We start from the raw sequence: 18,741 nt of genomic DNA, 5'->3' as shown, positions 1-18,741 counted from the left end.
GTGGTCGTATGTACGTAATTGCGGGTTTAGGGAATCCTGGTAAAGAATATGAAGGAACGAGACATAATATAGGGTTTATGGTAATAGATGAATTGGCAAAAAAATTAGGTATGAATGTCACAAAATTAAAATTTAAATCCCTTGTGGGTGAAGGGAATTTTAAAGGAGAGAAAATAATTCTTTTAAAGCCTCAGACATTTATGAATTCAAGTGGTGAAGCTTTATACGATGCTGTAAATTTTTATAAAATTCTACTTGAAAATGTAATTGTGATTTATGACGATAAAGACTTGGATGTGGGCAAAATAAGGATAAGAAAAAAAGGAAGTTCAGGCGGTCACAATGGAATGAAGTCTATCATATATCTTTTAAATAGCGAAGAATTTCCACGAGTTAGAATAGGAATTGGAAAACCGCAAAAGGATTTAGTAAGTCATGTATTAGGAAAGTTTGAAGAGTCAGAGAAAAAACTAATTGATGAAGCTGTTATAAAAGCAGCAGATGCGGTGATAGATATTATAGAAAATGGGATAGAACATGCTATGAGCAAATTTAACGGTTGATAAAAAGGCAATAAAGGAGAAAAATGAATACATGTGGCTATTATCTGGAATTGGTGGTGTAATTTTAGCATATTTTCTAAATAGGATGGCAGTAACTAAATATAAGAGAAGAGCTATAATTTATCTTGTACCAGCCATTGAAGAAACTTGTAAGACAGTGGCAGGGTATTTGACTTCCTCTATTCTTTTGTCTCATTTGATATTTGGAATTGCAGAGGCAGTAAATGATTACATAAAAGCTTCCTATAAAATCAATTTAAGGGCTTCTATTTTAAGTATCTTAAGCCACAGCTTTTTTGGTATAACCTCTTACATATTAGTGATGCAAACAAATATTTTTTTGGCTATTATTGTAACTTCTTTAATACATGGCTTATGGAATAGGCTTGTGTTGAGGTGATGAACATGTTTACTCGTCAAATAGAAGAATTAAAAGAGATTAAAACAATAGAAGAATTTCTACAACAGAGGAAAGGACCTATTTTGGCTTATGGGCTTACAGATTCTCAAAAAGCCCATATTGCCCATTATATAATGACTAAGTTTAACAAAAAGGTGTTAGTTATTGCTCCTGATGAGGTGGAAGCAAGAAAAATATACGAAGATTTGTATTCTTTTAATTTTGGCAATGCCTCTTTATTTCCCAAAAGAGAAGCCTTGTTTTATAAAATAGATGCTGCGAGTCAAGAAGTGGTGTCTCAGAGATTGCAGGTAATTAAAAAATTGTCAGAAGGAAGTCCCCATGCTGTAGTTACTTCTATAGACGCAGCAGTAGGTAAGCTCATACCTATGGATTTGTTTAAAAAGTATCAATTTGTTTTTAAATTAGGTGATACTGTAAATTTAGAAGAAGTTATAAAAAATTTGGTGACCATGGGGTATGAAAGGGTTCAAATGGTGGAAGGAAAAGGGCAATTTAGTGTGAGGGGAGGAATAATTGACGTTTTTTCCCCTACAGAAGAATATCCTTATAGGATTGAACTTTTTGACGATGAAATAGATTCCATAAGGACTTTTGATGTGATTACCCAAAGGTCTTTAGAAAATATTGATAAAATAAATATTTTTCCAGCTACAGAGTTTATCGCAGAGGCAGAGCACATCAAAAAGGGGATTTCGGCAGTTTCGAACTATTTAAATTCCTATTTGTCAAAAATAAAAAAATCGAAAAGTGGCATTGCAGAAAAGTTACAGCAAAAATTTGAAGAAATTATGGAGGAGATTACAGAATCTAAAAGGGTGGAAAATATTCATGAGCTTATAGATTATTTTTATGATGATGTCTATTCTATTGTTGACTATATGGGAGAAGAGGCAGTTATTATTTTAGATGAAAGCAGTCGCATTAAACAAAGGGTAAATAACCTTCAAATGGAATTTAATGAAAATTTCAAGGTTTTGTTAGAAAAAGGAGAGGTTTTGCCAGAGCAAAGTAAGCTTTTTTTTGATTATGAGGAGATATTAAAAAGAGTGAAAAATAACTTTTTACTCATAATGAATACTTTAGCAAAGCCTGACAATGAACTACAGCCTCAAACAATTGTTAATTTTGTATCAAGGTCTATGCACCCTTTTCACGGCAAAATGGATATTTTAGTAGATGATTTGAAGTATTACAAAAACGCAGGATATAAAGTATTGCTTTTAAGTGGGAATCAAGAAAGAGCAAGAATTTTAAAAGATACGCTTGACAGTTTTAATATTGATACTGTAGTGATTAAAGACAGTGAATACGATATACAAAAAGGGCAAGTGGTCATATATCCTGCCTCTGTTAGCAAGGGATTTGAGTATGTGGATGCAAAATTTGCAGTTATAAGCGATGGAGAAATTTTTGGTCAGACTAAAAGGAGCAAAAAAACTGTAAAAATTAGAAATGCCGACAAAATAAAGAGCTTTACTGAATTAGAAGTAGGGTCATATGTTGTGCATGTAAATTATGGTATAGGAAAGTATGAAGGCATAGAAAAAATAAAAGTAGATGGGATTATAAGGGATTATTTAAAAATAATTTATGCAGGGGGAGATACCCTTTTTGTACCAGTAGAACAATTAGACCTTGTGCAAAAATATGTGGGGCCTACAGACAATCCACCTAAATTAAATAAATTAGGGGGTAGTGAATGGCTTAGAGCAAAAAGAAAAGCCAAAAAAGCAGTAGAAGACCTTGCTAAGGATTTGATACAACTTTACGCCAAAAGGCAGATGGTGAAAGGACATGCTTTTTCTCCTGATACTCCATGGCAAAAGGAGTTTGAAGAGCAATTTCCCTATGAAGAGACGGAAGACCAGTTAAGGTGTATAAAAGAAATTAAAGAGGATATGGAAAAAGACAGGCCAATGGATAGACTTCTTTGTGGAGATGTGGGATATGGTAAAACAGAAGTAGCTTTAAGGGCTGCCTTTAAAGCGGTGGCTGATGGAAAACAGGTTGCTTTTTTGTGTCCTACAACTATCTTGGCTTATCAGCATTATACTAATTTCATAGAAAGATTCAAAGAATTTCCTGTAAAGATAGAAATGCTTAGCCGTTTTAGGACTCCCAAAGAACAAGCGCAAATAATTAAAGGCCTGGCTGAAGGGACTATCGATATTATTGTTGGTACTCACAGGCTTTTACAGAATGACGTGAAATTTAAAGATTTAGGACTTTTAATTATAGACGAAGAACAGAGGTTTGGAGTTGTTCATAAAGAGAAAATAAAAAAACTTAAGGAAAATATAGACGTTTTGACATTGTCAGCAACTCCTATTCCTAGAACTTTGCACATGTCCTTGATTGGTATAAGGGATATGAGCGTATTGGAGAATCCTCCTGAAGACAGATTTCCAGTAGAAACCTATGTGATGGAATTTAATGAAGAATTAATAAAAGATGCTATTTTAAGGGAAATTGGAAGAGGGGGACAAGTCTATTTTGTTTACAATAGAGTAAATGGCATAGAAAAGATGGCTTCTTTGGTAAAAGATTTAGTTCCTGGTTGTAGAGTAGCTGTGGCTCATGGGCAAATGGAAGAAAGCCAATTAGAAAAAGTGATGATTGACTTTCTAAATGGGGAATACGATGTTTTAGTAAGTACTACAATAATTGAGACAGGGCTTGATATACCAAATGTAAATACTATTATAGTTTATGATGCGGATAAGTTAGGGCTTTCCCAATTGTATCAATTAAGAGGAAGAGTAGGTAGGTCAAATAGACTTGCTTATGCCTATTTTACCTATAGAAAGGATAAAGTTTTAAGTGAAGTGGCGGAAAAAAGGTTGGAGGCGATAAAAGAGTTTACTGAATTTGGTTCTGGATTTAAAATTGCCATGAGAGATTTGGAGATAAGAGGTGCAGGAAATCTCCTTGGAGCAGAACAACATGGTCATATTAATGCAATTGGTTATGACTTGTATTTAAAGCTTTTAGAGGAGGCTATACGGAATTTAAAAGGAGAAGCTCCCAAAGAAGAGATTACTACCACAATAGACATAAAAGTCAATGCTTATATTGACTCTTCCTATATTGAAGACGAAAATTTAAGATTAGAGATGTACAAGAAAATAGCCTCTATAGAATCTAGAGAAGATATGATAGAGATTTCAGAAGAGCTTGTAGATAGGTTTGGCGATTATCCAAAGCCTGTAGAGGCACTATTGGAAATTGCTTATTTAAAGGCTATTGCCTCTCAGCTCTATATTACTGAAATAACGGAAAAAGGAAACGTCGTTATTTTAAAGTTTAAAGATATGGAATCAGTAAATATGGAGGTTATAGAGAAGGTAATAAAAGAATATGGAGGGAATTTAATGTTTTCAAGTCAAGTACAACCATATCTTACTTATAGATTCAATAAAAAAGAGACTATACAAAAGGAACTTATTGAATTAGTAGAAAAAATAAAAAGTTTGCAGTTAGTGGAGAAATGATATATAATTAAGTTATGCCTATGTAAACTTTTTAAAGTCAGGAGGATGTTATTTTGAAGAGGAAAATCGCATTACTTTTATTTTTTGTTTTTATAGTATTTTTAACAGTATCCTGCTCTACCAAAAAAGACGTTGTTGCAACTGTTAATGGTGAAAACATTACTAATGCTGAATACAAAAAAGCTTTTGACCAAGTAAAGGCTCAAATTGAAAGTAGTCCCCAATATACAAAAGATATATGGGATCAGGATTATCAAGGGAAAAAGTTTTTAGATGTAGTAAAAGAAAATGTGCTTGATAGTTTGATTGCTCAAAAATTACTTGTGCAGGAGGCCCTAAAAAATAATATTACAGTTACAGACAAAGAAATAGCGGATGAGTATCAAAAAGAAAAAGAAGTTAATAAAGATATTACAAAAGAAGATGTGAAAAATTATCTTTTAATAAATAAGCTCTTTGACGAATATACAAAAGATGTAAAAGTTACAGAAGAAGAGTTAAAAAAGTATTATGAGGATAATAAAGAGCAGTTTGAAGTGGTGAAGGCTAGTCATATATTAGTGGCTGATGAAAAAACAGCAGAAGATATATACAATCGACTTATGAAAGGCGAAGATTTTGCTACATTAGCAAAAGAGTATTCTATTGATACTGCTACAAAAGACCAAGGAGGAGATCTGGGAGAATTTCCTCATGGCGTTATGGTTTCCGAGTTTGACCAAGTAGTTTTTTCACTTAAGAAAGGTGAAATATCAAAACCTGTTAAGACTGATTATGGATACCATATAATAAAATCAGAGGGTATTACAATAAAACCTTTTGATGAAGTAAAAGATGCTATAGAAGGCTATTTGTTAGATGATAAGAAAAATCAAGTTATTAAAGAAAAATATGATGCCCTTGAGAAAGCAGCAAAAATACAAAAGTTTCCTCAAAATATAAAAGTAACAGTGGGGTAAAAAGCCGGCAGTTTAGTTGCCGGGTTTTTTTGCGAATAAATTTATGGAAAAATATAAATACTAATCTTGAGCTAAAAATTTTAGGAAATGGAGGTATTTACTTTGAAGGCTACAGGAATTGTACGCAGAATAGATGATTTAGGGAGAGTTGTTATTCCTAAAGAGATCCGAAGAACATTAAGAATCAAGGAAGGAGACCCTTTAGAAATTTTTACAGATAAAGAAGGAGAGATAATTTTAAAGAAATATTCTCCAATAAGTGAATTAAGCGATTTTGCGCAAGAGTACGCTGATAGCATATATCAATCTACAAAACACCCTGTATGCATTACAGATACAGATAATGTAATAGCTGTTTCCGGAGTTGCAAAAAAAGAATTAATTGATAAACCAATAAGTCAAGAATTAGAAAAATATTTGGAAGAAAAAAAGACGATAATGCTTGGGACTGGGAAAGATAAAGGACCGATTAAAATAGCAGATGGACAGGAATTTAACATTACATCTCAAGTTATAGTTCCTATTATTTCAAGAGGTGATACAATAGGAAGTGTGGTGATTTTTACTAAAGAAGCCGGTGAAGCAGTTACAGAAGTTGAAGCAAAAATCGCTGAAACAGCTGCTGCTTTTTTGGGTAAACAGATGGAAGAATAAATTTTATATACACCTATATATACCCCTCTGCATATTATAAACTATGAATTAAGCTGCGCAGGGGGGTTAATTTATGGCTTTTCGCATTAATGACATTGTAATGAGAAAGTCTTATGGCTCTGACATTTTGTTTAGAGTCATTAATGTTATAGATAATAAAGGAGTAAGGCATTATCTTTTACACGGTTTAAACATGAGAATAATTGCAGATGCACCAGAAGACGACCTTATAGAGGTTTCTCGCGCCAAAATTGTGGAATATGATAGGCCTTATAGAGAAAAGGCAGAATACCTTTTAAAAAAAATTGCCTCTTCAAAAAGCCTTCAGCGAAAAAAAGGGATGGTGCGTGCAAGTCGACAAGAGCCTTACGGAAGGCCAGGAAAAGTTCTTCACATAGACGGAGATGAGGAATATTTAAATGTATGTCTTGATGCCTATAAAAAGGTAGGTATGGAAGTCGTAGGAGTAGTGGTAAAGGAAGAAGAACAACCAGATAAAGTGTATGACCTCTTAGAAAAATATAGGCCTGATATATTAGTTCTTACAGGTCATGATAGTATAAGAAGCAACACCAGAGATTATAGCGATATAAATAACTACAGAAATTCTAAATATTTTGTGGAAGCGGTTAAAAATGCAAGGAAGTACGAACCAGCACTTGACAATTTAGTGATTTTTGCAGGAGCTTGCCAATCAAATTACGAAGCTATTATAAAGGCGGGAGCCAATTATGCCAGCTCTCCAGAAAGGGTTTTAATACACTGCCTTGATCCAGTCTTGGTGAGTGAAAAAGTGGCTTTTTCCCATATAAATGAGCTTGTAAAAATTGAAGAATTAATAGAAAACACTATAACGGGAGCGCCAGGAATTGGAGGATTGCAGACAATGGGAAAATTTAGATATGGCGTTCCAAAAGGCAAATATTAAATTAATTTACTCCGTAAGCTAAAAATTACTGATTAAATGCAAATATCTCTGAGATTTGCATATTTTTTTTGTTTTTTGCACAAAAATCATTATTGACAAATAGGCAGGTGCACTGATATAATATTATGCTCTTGACATTGTCTGAAAATTGTGTTACAATATTTACAGCATATGCTAAGGAGTTGATAGTGGTGGCTGATAGATCAACCCTTGATGAAATAAAAAAACAATTGGATAAACATATAGGTGCTCGAGTTCGCCTTAAAACAAATGGTGGCAGAAAAAAGACCATAATAAAAGAGGGATTATTGGAAAAGACATATCCAAGCATTTTTATTGTGGTATTAGATGGACAAGGAGCGACCCGGAGGGTTTCTTACAGTTATTCAGATATTTTGACAGATACAGTAGAGCTAACCGTGATGGAAGGAAATAAAAAAATCCAGTGTCTCCAATGACCGAAGATATTCGGTCTTATTTTTTTGGCATAATTTTACCTCAATAACTATATATTATATTAGCATATCTTATTGTGGAGGACAATATTTTTAAGGAGGTAAAAGCATGCCACAGGTGTATAAAGATATTTTAGAGTTTGATTCTGTATCGGGTACATATGATACTCAACTTCTGGTAGAGAGTGATATAATTGTTCCTGAAAATGAACCGGACGTGCTGGTACTTTTGGCATTAAATCCTCACACATATATTAATGAAGTTTTTGTGACAGAAGGAAAAGTTCAGTTTGAAGGTAAATTATCATTAGATATTTTGTATTTGGGCGAAAAAAATGGAGAGCTTGAAAGGATTGAAAAAGAAATTGACTATTCCCATGTCATTGAGGATGAAGGCATTGATAAGAGGAGCAGATGCATGTTAGTTGCAAATGTTGAAAATGTTGACTACAAGTTGGTAAACAGTAGAAAAATAAGTATGAGGGCTGTAATAAAGATACAATGTAGGTTAGTAGTATCTGATAAAAAAGAAGTAGTAATAGGAGCTGAAGATTCGACAAAAGTTCAAACCTTAAAGAAAAAAGTGAAGTTAATGCATACAGTGGGGCAAAATAGTGTAGAAGTTTTTGTAAAAGATAAAATAAAAGTTCCTGAGGGGGAAGCCCCTATTCAAAAAGTCGTAAAAACAGATGTGGCAGTAAAACCGGAGGAAATTAAAGTCACTGATAACAAAGTAATAGTTCAAGGAAGTGTACAATGTAATATTTTATATATTTCACAGGAAGGAGAATTTGGATATTTAGAAACAGATTTAAATTATGCAAATTTTGTAGATATTCCTGGGGCTTTAAGTTATATGTCGGCTAAAACTCAAGAGGAAGTCATGGAGGTAATTACAACCGCAGTGGAGGATGAAAAAGGAGAAAATACTATTTTAGATATAGAAGTCACAATAAGGGTAAAAGTTCAAGTGTTGGAGACGGAGGATAGAGAGCTTCCTGTTGATGCCTATGGTACAAAAGCTTATATTCAACCAATGAAAGAAAATTTAACTGTGATAGAGGAGTCACAATCTTATAAATCTCAATTTGTAGTCAAAACTAATGTAGAATTACCTTCTCTTGTAAAAAGATTTATAGATGTTGTGGTTATTCCTGTTATATCTGACTACAGTGTAGATATAAATAAATTGGTCTTAGAAGGAATATTAGATTATACTGTTTTATATTTGTCTGAAGAAGGTAGTGTAAAGTCTTATAGAGATGAATATCCTTTTAAAACTTTTGTTGAGACCAGTCAAGTTAAAGGACCTATGTTGGTTGATATAAAAATTTCTCATGTTTCCTATGAAATAATAGCCATGAAAGAAATTGACTTAAAGTTTGCAATTGATAGTACAGTTGATTTACTTGCAGAGAAAGAAATAGAGGTTATTGTAGACCTTAAAGAAATCGAAGCTCCAAGAGAAATCGATAATAAACACAGCATTGTTGTTTACATGATTCAAAAAGGTGAAACCTTGTGGGATATCGCTAAAAGGTATAGAGTAGGCCTTGAAGAATTAATTGTTGCCAATGATTTAGAAGAAGAAAAAGTTTCAGAGGGAATGAAATTAATAATACCTATGGAAGAATGATACGCAGGAGACTGCGTATTTTTTTTACAGAAAATTTATTGTATAATGTATAATATATAACTATAATATTATTGAAAGAGCGTGGATGGAGAAATGAAAAAAATCAAAGTAAAGGCCTATGCTAAAATTAATTTATCTTTAGATGTATTAGGAAAGAGAGAAGATGGATATCATGAAATTTCTACAATAATGCAATCAATTGATTTGGCTGATATTTTGGGGTTTGAAAAAAGCGACACAATCGAAATTTTGTGCGATAACCCAAAGGTGCCTGTAGGAGAAGATAATTTGATAGTAAAGGTTATTAATCTTTTGAAAGAAAAATACCAAAAAAAAGAAGGGATATTAGTCAGGCTTAATAAAAAAATTCCTTTAGCTGCCGGCCTTGCTGGGGGAAGTGCTGATGCTGCTGCTACAATTGTGGCATTAGATAAATTATGGAATTTGAATATGTCAAAAGAAGAAAAAAAAGAAATTGCTCTGAAAGTCGGAGCAGATGTTCCTTTCTGTCTGGAGGGTGGGACAAAGCTTGCGAAAGGCATAGGGGAAATATTTGAAAATTTAAAGGTTCCCTCTATGAGTTTACTTCTTGTAAAACCTGATATTGAAATTTCCACAAAAGAAATTTATGATAAATGGGACAGACTTAATTTTAAAAGTCACCATGCTACTTTTTTAGTTGCTCAAGCTATACAAGAAGGAAACATATACAAAATTGCAGAAAATATAAAAAACGATTTAGAATTGGTAACTTCTCGGGAATGTGAAGTTATTAATCAAATAAAAGAGGAATTGCTTAAAAAAGGCGCATTAGGATGTGCTATGTCAGGTAGTGGTCCCACTGTTTACGGAATTTTTGACGATTTAGAAAGACTTAAGAGAGCTTATGAGGATTTAAAAGAAGTTTACAGTTTTGTGTTTTTTTCAAAAACTATAGATAAGGGGTTAGAATTGTATGAATGATTTTCTTCCATTGGAAAATTACAAACCGTTAAGAGATGTAGTTTTTGATTACATGAAAGATGCCATAATTACAGGCAAGTTAAAACCTGGAGAGAGACTTATGGAAGTTCAGCTGGCAGAAAAGCTGGGAGTAAGTCGGACTCCAGTGAGAGAGGCGATTAGAAAATTAGAACTTGAGGGGCTAGTTGTTATGGTTCCTCGAAAGGGAGCTTATGTGGCAGATTTGGATGCAAAAGACCTTTTGAATGTTTTAGAAGTAAGAAGTTCGTTAGAAGGATTAGCTGCTTCCCTAGCTGCTGAAAGGATAACGGATGAAGAAATTGATAAATTAAAGAAAATTGTAGAGGAATTTCAAAAAAAGATAGAAGAAGGTGATAATGAAGGGCTAGTGAAGTTGGATAAAGAATTTCATGATTTAATTTTTACTGCTTCACGAAATGACAAATTAATTCAAATAATGAATAATTTACAAGAACATGTACACAGATTTAGAGTTAAGTATATAAACGAAGAGAAAAAAGCGAAAAAGATACATCAAGAGCATAAAAAAATTACAGAAGCTATCGAAGCAAGAGATACAGATGCCGCAAGAAGATGGGCAGAGAAGCATATACGCAATTTCCAGACAGAGGTTGTAAAAGACATAAAGTATTTTAGTTACAAGGAGTGATTTGGGTGAATGCCATAATTTTGGCCGGCAGTACTAAAGAGGACAAATTGCCTGATAAAGCTTTTGTTAAAATAAATGAGAAGTATATGGTCTCTTATGTAATTGAGGCTTTAAGAGGTTGTGATAAAATAGATAAAATTGCAGTAGTTGGAGATCCCGAAAAACTTAAAAAAGTAGCAGGGATAGATGTTATCATTGAACAAGCTGACAATATAATGGACAATGTTTTGAAAGGAGTAGAGCCTTTTAAAAATGACAAAAGAGTCTTGATTCTTACTTGTGATATTCCTATGTTGACTAAAGAAGCTGTTTGCGATTTTATTGAAAAGTCAGAGGCTACAGGAGCGGACTTATGTTATCCTATTGTTAGAAAAGAAGATAATTTAAAAAAGTTTCCTGAGGCTAAAAGGACTTATGCACGGGTGAAAGAAGGAGTTTTTACAGGTGGCAATATTTTTTATGTTAACCCTGGAATCATAGATAGATTAATAAAAGATGCGAAACAATTTATAGCTTATAGAAAAAAACCATGGAAATTAGGAAAATTATTAGGAGGAAAGATATTATTTTTATTTTTAATAGGGAGACTTTCAATTTCTCATATTGAGAAAAAAGCAGAAGAGTTATTTAACATAAAAGGAAAGGCTATCATATCTAAATATCCAGAAATAGGTAACGATGTTGATAAAGAAGAAGATGTAGTAATGGCAACTAAATATCTTAGTCAAAAATAGGCATAGGCCTATTTTTTTTGTATATTTTTCTTCTGAGTGCAAAATATATATTCAGAAGGTGATGGTATGTATAGTTTACTGCATTTTGTAAGACAATACTTTACTGTTTATATGTTTGCTAATGTATTCATTGTAGGGATTTATGAAGCTTTTATAGAGCCTAAATATTTAGAGAGGAAAGGATTAGATAGGGATTCTAAGCTGTGTAAATGGATTGGATTGTTTTATATTTTTATTGGAATAGTTGCTATTATTTTACGAACCTTTTTTCCTATGTAAGGAGGAGAATATGAGATTTTTTGATAAGATATTTGGCAAAAAAAACGATAAAAAAGAAGAAAAAAATGGTACACTAGCTTCAAATAGTCTTAAGGTAAATTTAGATTATATAAAAAATAAATTAAAAGATTGTGATGATGTAATATATAGAGATATTTGGGTGGGAGAAGACCAGCAGTATAACCTTGCAATTGTATTTATAGACGGGCTTGTGGATAAAGACCTCATAAATGACCATGTACTCCACTCTTTGCTTTTGGATTCAAGACAAGCAGACCCTTCTATTGAAAAGATAAAGAGAAATTTGTATGAGGTCATAAAGAAAGGGACTATAACAGGAGGAGACATAAAAGAGATTACAGATTTAGACAAGTGTATTTTGTCAATTTTGAGTGGAGACACTGCTTTGCTTTTTGATGGTTCTCCTGAAATAGTCATCATTTCTAGTAAAGGATGGCAGATGAGGTCAATTTCACCTCCCGAGGCAGAGACGGTTGTAAGAGGACCGAGAGAAGGGTTTACAGAAACAATAAGGGTTAACACTGCTCTTGTAAGGAGATGGATTAGAGATCCCAAGTTAAAAATAAAGCAGATGCAGATTGGAGAAAGGACTCATACAGATGTAGCAGTGCTTTACATAGAAGATATTGTCGATAGGAATGTTTTGAATAAAGTGATGGAAAGGCTCAAAAATATAAAAATAGACGGTATTTTTGAAAGCGGGTATATAGAACAATTGATTGAAGAAGATTGGCATTCACCATTTCCTCAAGTTTTGAGTACAGAAAGGCCTGACAAGGTTGCAGCTTCTCTTTTAGAGGGAAGAGTGGCAATTTTGACAGATAATACTCCTTTTGCTCTCATAATACCTACTACTCTTGCTACTCTTTTTCAATCGCCTGAAGATTATTACGAAAGGTGGATGATATCTTCACTTTTAAGAATTTTGAGATTTCTTGCAGCAATCGTCGCATTAATTTCGCCTGCTGTTTACATAGCTTTTACAGCCTATCATCCAGGCCTTATACCGACTAAATTGACTTTGTATGTTGCAGCAACACGACAAGGTATGCCTTTTCCTGCCTTTTTTGAAGCTTTTATTATGGAAGCGACTTTTGAGCTTTTAAGAGAGGCAGGAGTTAGACTTCCCGTACCTATAGGGCAAACTATTGGCATTGTAGGTGGTCTTATTATAGGACAAGCTGCTGTCCAAGCGGGTATTGTAAGCCCATTGATGGTAATAGTGGTAGCCGTTACAGCTGTAGCTTCTTTTGCAATACCCAGTTACAGCGCTGCCATTGCTTTTAGAATGCTAAGATTTATATTTATGATTCTTGCAGCTGTTTTTGGTTTGTATGGTATAATGTTGGGATTTATGATAGTTCTCACTCACTTGGTTGTTTTAAAAAGTTTTGGAGTTCCTTATCTTTCTCCTTTTGTGGAAATAGACCTAAGTGACCTTGCGGATACTTTAATAAAAGCTCCTATAATGTATTTTAAAAAACGACCAGAAATTTTAGATACTCCTGATAGAAAAAAGATGAAAGATTTAAGAGAAGAAAAAATAGAAAGCATAGAAGACGATAGGAGAGACAACAATGATAAAAAACAATGATAAAATCTCTGCAAATCAAGTATCAATATTGCTTTTCACTACTATGGTAGGAGCTGGAATATTAAGTCTTCCTGCAGATGTTTCCAAAGAGGTAGGACCTAATGGGCTTATAGCTATCTTGGGAGGAGGAATAGCTTCTCTTTTTTTTGCAAGGCTGATACTTTATCTATCTTCTAAATTTCCTACAGAAACTTTTGTCGAATATACCGGTAAACTTATAACAAGACCTATTTCTATTGTTATAAGTATTATACTTGTTTTTTACTTCACAATATTTGCAAGCCTTGATGTAAGGATTTTTGGGGAAGTTTTGAAAATATATCTTTTGCCAAGTACCCCTATTGAAACGATAATTATTACAATGCTTTTTACTTCTGCCTATTTAGTGCGATATGGACTTGAGCCAATTGCACGAATGTCAGAAATTTTGTTTCCCATAATAGTGATACCTCTTGTATTACTTTTTTTACCGACTTTAACTGATATAGATTTAAGTAATTTTCTTCCATTTATGAGGGTTTCATTAGTTAAGTTTTTTAAAGGAATGCTTGTGACTACATATAGTTTTGTTGGCTTTGAGATATTGTATTTGCTTTTTCCATATATAATTAATACAAACAAATTGAAAAGAAGTGTCAATTCAGCAATAATCTCTACGATGTTGTTTTACATGTATATAACTTTTTTTGTAGTTGGCATATTTGGATACAAGGAAACAAGGGAACAGCTGTGGCCTTTTTTGACCCTCATTAAATCTATTAATTTTCCTGTGTTTTTCATTGAAAATGTAGAGGGAATTGTAATGGGAATATGGACATTCACCATTTTTACTTCTATTTATTCTTTTCACTATTTTGCTACTTTGGCTCTTTCAAAGCTTTTAAAGACCAGAGAACATTCTTATTTTGTATTGCCGGCAGTTCCTATAATGTATTTAATGGCGTTAATTCCCGATTCTATTGTGACAGTTTATAAATATGCGGGATATGTTTCCCAGTACATGTCAGTGTTTTTTATAGCTATATTGCCAATACTATTGTTTATCATTTTAAAAGTTAAAAGATTAGGTGATAAAGATGAAGAGAAAACTTAAAATAGTGATATTATGGGTTTTAATTGCTCTCATGTTGACAGGCTGTTGGGATAAAATTGAAATAGAAGACAGGGCTTTTGTGATGGCAATTGGTATAGATTTATCTTCTTCGAATAAAAGATATGTTGTGACTTTTCAATTTCCTAATGCTGCTCAAATTACAAAAGGTACCAGTGCCGGTGGAGGAGGAAGTGAAAAGCCAAGTTTTGCTGTTTCAGAAGTTGCTGATACGATTTTTTCTGCTTCCCGTCATATAAGTACAAGAATTAATAAAGCGCTGTATTTAGGTCATACACAAGCTATTATTTTTGGCAAAGACGTAGTGGAAAACAAGGATAAATTTCAACAAGTTTTAGATTCTCTTGACAGGAGTTATGAATTGAGCCGTAAAGTTTACCTTCTTGTAACTCCACAAAAAGCTCAGGATATTCTTCTAAAAAAATACGAGATGGAACCAAATACAGGAGCTTATATTAGAGATATATTCAAACATTACAACTTGACATCAAAATTTCCAACAATTGACTATAATAAAATTACTAAGTCTCTTCATGAGACGAACGGCAATGCGATAATCCCAAAAATAATTGCAGGAAAAGATGAAATTAAAATAGCAGGTTCTGCTATTATTAAAAATTATAAATTAGTAGGTTGGATGGAAGATGATGAAAACATGGGATATATGTGGCTGACTGGTCTTGTGAAGGGAGGAGATATTTCTATAAATATGCCAGGAGATGGAGAAGAAATAAAGGTTCCTTTTAATATTTCAAATGTTATTAGAAGGCGAGATGTTAAAGAAGAAAATGGGAAAATTATTTATAGAGTTAAACTGGAGGTGGAAGGAGATATGACTGAATATACTTTTGAAAAGCACGGAGAAATGATGAAAGGTGATTTGTTAAACGTCATAGAAAGAAAAACTAGTGACGAAATAAAGAAGATGACACAAAAAGCTATAAATAGATTTCAAAAAGAATTAAAAGTAGACATGCTAGGTATAGGAGATTATATTGAAAAATATCATCCAAGTTTATGGGAAAAGGTGGGGAAAGATTGGGATAAAATTTTTCCGGAGGTAGAGATAAAAGTAGATGTTACTTCTCATGTCCGAAGGATAGGGCTTTTCAGGTAGAAGGGTATATTTTTTAATATATTTGGTAATACTTTAGTTAAACTAAAGATTTGTGATGGAGGATAAAATTATGAAAAGGTTAATTGCATTGATGGTATTAGCAATTATTATAGCAGCAAATTTTTATGGAGCTAAAGCTTCTAATTTGCAAAGAGAAGACCTATCCCGCAAATTAATAAGGTTTCATGTGATTGCCAACAGCGATTCCGAAGAAGACCAGGAATTAAAACTTAAGGTTAGAGATGCTATACTTGTTGATTTAACGCCTAAATTTGAAAATGTAAAAGATGTAAAAGATTCGGAAAGGATTATAAAGCAAAGTATTGAGGAGATTAAAAAGGTTGCAGAGGAAGTAATTCGTAGAGAGGGTAAGAATTATGATGTGAAAGTTGCCTATGGCACCTTTGATTTTCCTACACGGTATTATGGAACTATTACTCTTCCTGCGGGGAATTATAATGCGCTTAAAGTAGTTATCGGAAACGGTGAAGGTAAAAATTGGTGGTGTGTAATATTTCCTCCCCTTTGTTTTATTGATGTTACCCACGGGTTTACAGATACACAAACTGCAGAGGAAGTGGCTAAATATCTTTCTCAAGATGAAATGAAACTTATTGAGAAAGAAAAACCTAAAGTTAAATTTAAAATAGTTGAAATTATAGAGGAATATTACAATAAATTTAAAGTGGCATGGAAGGCGCCTTAAAGGGCGCTTTAATTTTTTAAATTAAAAACAGCGTATAATACTTTTACTACTACAAAAAATATTTACAAGCACCAAAGAAAAGGAGGTTCAAAATGAAAATAGATTTTATTCTCCGCATAAAGATTATAATAACAGTTTTGGCTATTTTTATAACAGCAGTTTTTGAGTATGCGGCTTATGATTTGACCAAAACAGCTATGTCTAACCTTTATTGGGGAAATACAGGTAGTGATGTTGCAAAAGTGCAAGCACGGCTTAAAGACTGGGGATATTATACGGGAGCTGTAGATGGATTTTTTGGGGTTAGAACGTGGCTGGCAGTTCGGAAATTTCAAGCATATAATGGACTCAGAGTTACTGGAATTGTAGATGACGATACAAAAGTAGCTTTAGGTTTTACAACTACTGCTCAAGATTTAGCGGCTTATCAGGCTTCTTCCTCTGTCACCACAAATGACGATGTTTACCTTTTAGCAATGCTTATAAATGGAGAAGCGAGAGGGGAACCTTATATTGGAAAAGTTGCAGTTGGAGCTGTGGTGATGAATAGAGTAAGAGACCCGAGGTTTCCAAAAACTATAGCAGGTGTTATATTTCAACCTGGGGCTTTTTCTGCAGTAGATGATGGTCAAATGTGGCTACCTCCTACAAATGACAGCATAAGGGCGGCAAGAGATGCAATTGCTGGATGGGACCCTACTGGTGGTGCCTTGTATTATTACAACGCTGCGAGAGTGACAAGTTATTGGATATTTAACAGGCCAATTATAACCCAAATAGGCAGCCATATCTTTGCAAGGTGAGGTGAAAAAATGTTAAAACGAGGCTTGACGGCTTTTGCTTTAATTTTAATATTAATCCTCGGAGCATGGGGATATAGACAATATATTGAGAAAATTTCTTATCACAGGTATTTACAAGCACAATACGATAGGTCTTTTTATCAATTGGTGTCTAACGTAGAGAACATCGAAACTTCTATGGGAAAACTAATGGTAGCTTCTTCAGATAAAACCGCTATTCCTATTTTAGATGAAATATGGAGGGAAGCTTTTTCAGGGCAAGAGCACTTAAATCAACTTCCTATAGGGCAGCCTGAAATAGATAATACTTCAAAGTTTTTGACACAAATTGGCGATTACGCTTACAGTCTTACAAAAAAAGTTGCTTCAGGGCAAAAATTATCACAACAAGATTTAGCAACCCTTACGAAATTACAGAATTATGCAGTGTTTTTAGGTAAAAACTTACAAGACTTAAGAAAAAAATTCAAGGTGGATATGAACTTGGAAACTTACGTCAAAAAGGTACACAAAAAATGGGTGAGATTGATAGTAAAATTTTAAATGTAAAAATGAGTAGTGTCAATCAGACTATGACGAATTACCCTACTTTGATATATGACGGCCCTTTTTCTGAAAGTTTAGCAAAAACTACACCTAAAGGTTTAGTTGGGAAAGAAGTTTCTTACGATAGAGCTTTACAAATAGCAAAAGATTTTTATGGAAAGCCTGTAGAATCACAAAACAAGTATAGTCCTAACAATGGAAAAATAAAAGCTTATGGGATAGAATTAAAATCTCCAGGTAAATTACCTGTTTATATAAATGTCAGTCAAAAAGGTGGATATGTTGTATGGATGATGGACCAGAGAAGTGTGAATAAAATAAATATTTCTCAATCACAAGCTTTGCAGTATGCTAAAAAATTTTTAGAAAAACACGGTTTCAAAAACGTGGAAAGTACTTATTCTATGAAGGCGGATGGTAGTGTACAGTTTAATTTTGTTCCTGTACAAGATGAGGTATATTTGTATCCAGACATTGTCAAAGTGAAAGTGGCACTTGACAATGGTGACATAATCGGATTTGACGCTACAGCTTACTACATGAATCATACGGAGAGAAAATTAGAAAAGCCAAAGCTTACGGAAAAAGAAGCGGAGCAAAAAGTAAATAAAAACTTAAAAATAGAAGGAACAAGATTAACACTCATTCCTTTGGAGGGCGGAAAAGAAGTATTGGCTTACGAATTTAAAGGAACATACAAAGGTGATACATTTTACGTGTATATAAATGCGTTAAATGGAAATGAAGAAAAAATTTTAAAGGTTATAAAAACAGAACATGGAGATTTGACCATGTAGTCCATAACATAAAAGTGCTTTTAAAGGCGCAAAATAAGTGTAGGGCAAAAGAAGGAGGGGATAAAAATGGGTAGACGCAGAGGCTTAATGTCTGACCAACTTAAATATGAGTTGGCTAAAGAACTCGGCGTTTACGACACAGTAATGAAGGAAGGTTGGGGAAGTGTTTCTTCTAGAAATTGCGGTAATCTTGTAAAACTTGCAATCGAAAAAGCAGAAAAAATGCTTGTAGAAAATTATAACAACGGAAATACCACCTTCTAAATGCCCACCAAGCCGGGGAAGAAAAA

The 18,741-nt window shown here is 33.4% G+C and carries 18 protein-coding genes and 1 pseudogene; all 19 read left to right on the top strand.

Annotation, left to right across the window (positions count from 1 at the left end):
* The first annotated feature begins 8 nt into the window (after positions 1-8).
* Positions 9-563, top strand: a complete 555-nt coding sequence (gene pth, locus THEWI_RS12825) for an aminoacyl-tRNA hydrolase (RefSeq protein ID WP_014063691.1) — start codon at positions 9-11, stop codon at positions 561-563.
* 31 nt (positions 564-594) lie between these two features.
* On the top strand, positions 595-963 hold the full coding sequence (locus tag THEWI_RS12820; protein WP_014063690.1) for a hypothetical protein: 369 nt from the start codon (positions 595-597) through the stop codon (positions 961-963).
* 5 nt (positions 964-968) lie between these two features.
* Positions 969-4,478 carry a transcription-repair coupling factor gene (gene mfd, locus THEWI_RS12815; RefSeq protein WP_014063689.1) on the top strand — a complete coding sequence of 1,170 codons (3,510 nt, stop codon included), beginning with the start codon at positions 969-971 and terminating at the stop codon, positions 4,476-4,478.
* Between the two features lie 53 nt (positions 4,479-4,531).
* Positions 4,532-5,437 carry a peptidylprolyl isomerase gene (locus THEWI_RS12810; protein ID WP_014063688.1) on the top strand — a complete coding sequence of 302 codons (906 nt, stop codon included), beginning with the start codon at positions 4,532-4,534 and terminating at the stop codon, positions 5,435-5,437.
* A gap of 102 nt (positions 5,438-5,539) precedes the next feature.
* Entirely contained in the window at positions 5,540-6,091 is a 552-nt protein-coding gene (gene spoVT / locus THEWI_RS12805; RefSeq protein WP_003870433.1) for a stage V sporulation protein T, read from the top strand.
* Between the two features lie 73 nt (positions 6,092-6,164).
* Positions 6,165-7,019, top strand: coding sequence for a sporulation peptidase YabG (gene yabG / locus THEWI_RS12800; protein WP_014063687.1), 855 nt, complete (start codon positions 6,165-6,167; stop codon positions 7,017-7,019).
* Between the two features lie 188 nt (positions 7,020-7,207).
* Positions 7,208-7,477, top strand: coding sequence for a Veg family protein (locus tag THEWI_RS12795; RefSeq protein WP_003867615.1), 270 nt, complete (start codon positions 7,208-7,210; stop codon positions 7,475-7,477).
* A gap of 106 nt (positions 7,478-7,583) precedes the next feature.
* Positions 7,584-9,110 carry a DUF3794 and LysM peptidoglycan-binding domain-containing protein gene (locus tag THEWI_RS12790; RefSeq protein WP_014063686.1) on the top strand — a complete coding sequence of 509 codons (1,527 nt, stop codon included), beginning with the start codon at positions 7,584-7,586 and terminating at the stop codon, positions 9,108-9,110.
* A gap of 93 nt (positions 9,111-9,203) precedes the next feature.
* Positions 9,204-10,073, top strand: coding sequence for a 4-(cytidine 5'-diphospho)-2-C-methyl-D-erythritol kinase (ispE, locus tag THEWI_RS12785; RefSeq protein ID WP_014063685.1), 870 nt, complete (start codon positions 9,204-9,206; stop codon positions 10,071-10,073).
* The gene (locus THEWI_RS12780; RefSeq protein WP_014063684.1) at positions 10,066-10,743 is read left to right on the top strand and encodes a GntR family transcriptional regulator; all 678 of its coding nucleotides are present in this window, start codon (positions 10,066-10,068) and stop codon (positions 10,741-10,743) included. Before ispE ends, THEWI_RS12780 begins: the two co-directional genes overlap by 8 nt.
* A gap of 5 nt (positions 10,744-10,748) precedes the next feature.
* On the top strand, positions 10,749-11,477 hold the full coding sequence (locus THEWI_RS12775) for a nucleotidyltransferase family protein (RefSeq protein WP_003870428.1): 729 nt from the start codon (positions 10,749-10,751) through the stop codon (positions 11,475-11,477).
* Between the two features lie 66 nt (positions 11,478-11,543).
* On the top strand, positions 11,544-11,756 hold the full coding sequence (locus THEWI_RS12770; RefSeq protein WP_014063683.1) for a CLC_0170 family protein: 213 nt from the start codon (positions 11,544-11,546) through the stop codon (positions 11,754-11,756).
* A gap of 10 nt (positions 11,757-11,766) precedes the next feature.
* On the top strand, positions 11,767-13,371 hold the full coding sequence (locus THEWI_RS12765) for a spore germination protein (protein WP_014063682.1): 1,605 nt from the start codon (positions 11,767-11,769) through the stop codon (positions 13,369-13,371).
* Positions 13,355-14,464, top strand: a complete 1,110-nt coding sequence (locus tag THEWI_RS12760) for a GerAB/ArcD/ProY family transporter (protein ID WP_003870425.1) — start codon at positions 13,355-13,357, stop codon at positions 14,462-14,464. Before THEWI_RS12765 ends, THEWI_RS12760 begins: the two co-directional genes overlap by 17 nt.
* Positions 14,448-15,599, top strand: coding sequence for a Ger(x)C family spore germination protein (locus THEWI_RS12755; RefSeq protein WP_014063681.1), 1,152 nt, complete (start codon positions 14,448-14,450; stop codon positions 15,597-15,599). Before THEWI_RS12760 ends, THEWI_RS12755 begins: the two co-directional genes overlap by 17 nt.
* A gap of 70 nt (positions 15,600-15,669) precedes the next feature.
* Positions 15,670-16,305, top strand: coding sequence for a stage II sporulation protein R (gene spoIIR, locus THEWI_RS12750; protein WP_014063680.1), 636 nt, complete (start codon positions 15,670-15,672; stop codon positions 16,303-16,305).
* Positions 16,306-16,397: 92 nt separating this feature from the next.
* Complete coding sequence (gene sleB, locus THEWI_RS12745) at positions 16,398-17,108, top strand: spore cortex-lytic enzyme (RefSeq protein WP_003870422.1); 711 nt, start codon at positions 16,398-16,400, stop codon at positions 17,106-17,108.
* 9 nt (positions 17,109-17,117) lie between these two features.
* Positions 17,118-18,451 (top strand): annotated as a pseudogene (gene ypeB, locus THEWI_RS12740) (germination protein YpeB).
* Positions 18,452-18,517: 66 nt separating this feature from the next.
* Positions 18,518-18,715 (top strand): small, acid-soluble spore protein, alpha/beta type, encoded by a 198-nt coding sequence (locus THEWI_RS12735; RefSeq protein WP_003867630.1) that lies wholly within the window; start codon positions 18,518-18,520, stop codon positions 18,713-18,715.
* Positions 18,716-18,741: the final 26 nt, after the last annotated feature.

The organism is Thermoanaerobacter wiegelii Rt8.B1, from assembly GCF_000147695.2.
In the GTDB taxonomy this organism is placed as follows: Bacteria; Bacillota; Thermoanaerobacteria; order Thermoanaerobacterales; family Thermoanaerobacteraceae; genus Thermoanaerobacter; species Thermoanaerobacter ethanolicus.
Note: the sequence above shows the minus strand (reverse complement) of the source record. Positions and strands in the feature narration are given on the sequence as shown.